This window comes from Sphingomonas bacterium, assembly GCF_028289855.1.
GTDB lineage: Bacteria > Pseudomonadota > Alphaproteobacteria > Sphingomonadales > Sphingomonadaceae > Sphingomonas.
Map to the genome: position 1 here is coordinate 1 of NZ_JAQGKZ010000022.1, position 3684 is coordinate 3684.

The following is a 3684-nucleotide window of genomic DNA, read 5'->3' on the forward strand; positions in this document are numbered from 1 at the left end:
CCGTTACATTGCAGCACCACGCCGACGATGTTCTTGCCGATGTCATGCACGTCGCCCTTGACGGTCGCCATGATGACCTTGCCCTTGCCCTTCGCGCCGGGCTCCTTCGCCGCCTCGATATAGGGCAGCAGATGCGCGACCGCCTTCTTCATGACACGTGCGCTTTTAACGACTTGCGGCAGGAACATCTTACCCGATCCGAACAGATCGCCGACGACGTTCATGCCGTCCATCAACGGCCCCTCGATCACTTCGATCGGGCGCGCAGTGAGCAAACGGGCTTCCTCGGTATCCTCGACGACATATTGGTCCATGCCCTTGACGAGGGCATGTTCGAGCCGCTTTGCGACATCCCAGCCGCGCCATTCCTCGGCAGCTTTTTCGGCGACCGCATCGGTGCCGCGAAACTTCTCCGCCAGGGTGACCAGCCGGTCGGTCGCGTCGGCGCGATTGTCCCAGATGACGTCCTCGCACGCCTGGCGCAGCTCCGGGTCGATCTGGTCGTAGATGTCGAGCTGCCCGGCGTTGACGATCGCCATGTCGAGCCCCGCGGGGATCGCATAATAGAGAAACACCGAATGCATCGCGCGGCGCACCGGCTCGTTGCCGCGGAACGAGAATGACAAGTTCGACAGCCCGCCCGAGATATGGACGTGCGGACAGCGCAGCTTGATCTCGCGGCACGCCTCGATGAAATCGATCGCATAGCGGCGATGTTCGTCGATCCCGGTCGCGATCGCGAAGATGTTGGGGTCGAAGATGATATCCTCGGGCGGAAAGCCGATCCCGGTGAGCAGCCTGTAGGCGCGCTCGCAAATCTCGACCTTTCGCTCTTGCGTGTCGGCCTGGCCGACCTCGTCGAACGCCATCACGACGACCGCCGAGCCATACGCCATGCACTTGCGCGCGTGGTCGAGGAACTGTTCCTCGCCCTCCTTCATGCTGATCGAATTGACGATCGGCTTGCCCGACACGCACTTGAGCCCCGCCTCGATCACCGACCATTTCGAGCTGTCGATCATGAACGGAACCCGTGCGATATCGGGCTCGGCGGCAATCAGCTTGAGGAACGACGTCATGGCGTACTCGGCGTCGAGCAGCCCTTCGTCCATGTTGATGTCGACGACCTGCGCGCCGTTCTCAACCTGCTGGCGCGCGACCTCGACCGCCTTGGCGTAGTCGCCCGCCATGATGAGCTTCTTGAACGCCGCCGACCCGGTGACGTTGGTGCGCTCGCCGATATTGACGAAATTGGTCGAGGAATTGGTCATCTAGCTCTCAAATCCTCCCCGCTTGCGGGGAGGGGGACCGCTCGCAGAGCGGTGGAGGGGGCTCTCCTCATTCGGTATCACTGGTGGAGAGCCCCCTCCACCAGCCTTCGGCTGGTCCCCCTCCCCGTAAACGGGGAGGATTTGGGTCACGCCGCCATGAACATCGGCTCGAGACCGGCCAGCCGCGTCCTAACCTCCGGCGTCACGATCTTGCGCGGCGCCAGCCCGCGCACGCCATCGGTGATCGCCTTGATATGCGCCGGGGTCGACCCGCAACAGCCGCCGAGAATGTTGACTTGCCCCGCCTGCGCCCACTCGCCGACCAGGCCCGCAGTGGTCTCCGGCATCTCGTCATACGCGCCGAGCTCGTTGGGCAACCCCGCATTGGGATAGACCATGATTAGCGTGTCGGCGATCTCAGACAGCGTCTTAACATGCGGGCGCAACTGCTCCGCACCGAAAGAGCAATTGAGGCCGATGGTCACCGGCTTGGCGTGCCGCACCGCGTGCCAGAACGCCTCGACCGTGTGCCCCGACAGGTTGCGGCCCGACAGGTCGGTCAGCGTCATCGACAGCATGATCGGCAAGTCGCGCCCGAGCGCCTCGCCCGCCTCGATCGCCGCCATGATCCCGGCCTTGGCGTTGAGCGTGTCGAACACCGTCTCGATCAGGATGAAGTCCGCGCCGCCCTCGACCAAAGCATCGGCCTGTTCGCGGTACACGCCCTTCAGATAATCGAAGTCGATCTCGCGATAACCCGGGTCGTTGACGTCGGGCGACAGCGACAGTGTCTTGTTGGTCGGGCCGATGGCGCCGGCGACGAAGCGCGGGCGGCCGTCTTTGGCTTCATATTCGTCGGCCAGCCGCCGCGCGATCTTGCCGCTTTCGACGTTGATCTGGCGAACATACTCGACCGCGCCGTAATCGGCCTGGCTGATCGAATTCGCACTGAACGTGTTGGTCGACACGATGTCCGACCCGGCATCGAGATACGCGCGCGTGATCGTCTCCGGCACCGTCGGCTTGGTGATCGCCAGGATGTCGTTGTTGCCCTTCTGGTCGTGGTTCAGCCCCAGGTCGCCGGCATAATCGGCCTCGGCGAGCTTCCAGTTCTGGATCTCGGTGCCGAATGCGCCGTCGGTGATCAGGATGCGTTTCGCGGCCTCGGCCAACAGTTTCTCGCGGGCTGACGTCATGCCGCCTTCTCCTGCAATGCGGGTTTCGCGCGAATGCCGAGCAGATGGCAGATCGCGTAGCTCAGCTCGGCGCGGTTGAGCGTGTAGAAATGGAAGTTGCGCACCCCGCCCGCGTACAGGCGGCGACACAGTTCGGCGGCGATCGTCGCCGACACGAGCTGGCGCGCGGCAGGGTGATCGTCGAGCCCGTCGAATAGATGGCCCATCCACCCCGGCACCGCGGTGTTGCACATCGCCGACATGCGCTTGACGGCAGCGAAGTTCATGACGGGCATGATCCCCGGCACGATCTCGGCATCGATCCCGGCCGCGGCGGCGGCGTCGCGGAAGCGGAAGAAGGTGTCCGCCTCGTGGAAGAATTGCGTGATCGCGCGCGTCGCGCCGGCGCCCATCTTGCGCTTGAGGTTATCGAGGTCGTGCTCCGCATTGGGCGAATCCGGATGGCACTCCGGGTACGCCGCGACCGAAATCTCGAACGGATGGAGCTTGCGCAACCCCGCGACCAGCGCCGCTGCATTCTCGTACCCGCCGACCGGCGACGAGAACTTGGTCCCCGCGACGGGCGGATCGCCGCGCAACGCGACGATGTGCCGCACGCCGGCATCCCAATACTCATTGGCGACCGCGTCGATCTCGTCCTTAGTTGCCTCGACGCACGTCAGATGCGCCGCCGCAGGGATATTCGTCTCGCGCGCGATCCGCGCCACCGTCGCGTGGGTGCGCTCGCGCGTCGTCCCGCCCGCGCCATAGGTCACCGACACGAAGCGCGGGCCGAGCGGCGACAGCGTCTGGACCGACTCCCACAGCGTCTCTTCCATCTTCTCGGTTTTGGGCGGGAAGAATTCGAAGCTCACCTGCGCGTCGCCCGCGAGGTCGGCGAACATCGGGGTCGCCAAAGCGCGCCGCGCCTCGGGCATGTTGTCGACCGAACTCATCACGCCGCCTCCACCATACGCACCGGCTCGCCCAACTTGCGCGCCAGCCACAATTTCACCGTCAACTCGCCGCCCTCCAGCGTCTCGGTCCGCGCCGGGGCGAGCCCCGCCGCGTCGAACCAGCCGAGCATCTGCTCGTCCGAAAAGCCCAGCCGGGCATGCGCTTCACGCGTGCGCAATTCCGCACGGCCGGGCGGCGCGAAAGCGACGATCAGCAAGCGCCCGCCCGGCCCGAGCACGCGCGCCGCCTCGGCGATCGCCGCGTCGGGCGTCTGCGCGAAA

General features: G+C 65.2%; 3 protein-coding genes and 1 pseudogene. All 4 read right to left on the reverse strand.

Translation table 11 applies throughout. The features are described from left to right. A partial coding sequence (locus JWM94_RS01650) for a dihydropteroate synthase (protein ID WP_299420450.1) occupies positions 1-1271 on the reverse strand: 1271 nt, incomplete at its 3' end. A 146-nt stretch (positions 1272-1417) separates the two neighbouring features. Then, entirely contained in the window at positions 1418-2467 is a 1050-nt protein-coding gene (locus JWM94_RS01655) for a homocysteine S-methyltransferase family protein (RefSeq protein ID WP_299420453.1), read from the reverse strand. Continuing rightward, on the reverse strand, positions 2464-3402 hold the full coding sequence (metF, locus tag JWM94_RS01660) for a methylenetetrahydrofolate reductase (RefSeq protein WP_299420456.1): 939 nt from the start codon (positions 3400-3402) through the stop codon (positions 2464-2466). The genes JWM94_RS01655 and metF overlap by 4 nt, the downstream gene beginning before the upstream one ends. Next, positions 3402-3684: pseudogene (locus JWM94_RS01665) on the reverse strand (ArsR family transcriptional regulator); the annotation flags it as partial. The gene metF and the pseudogene JWM94_RS01665, both read right to left, overlap by 1 nt.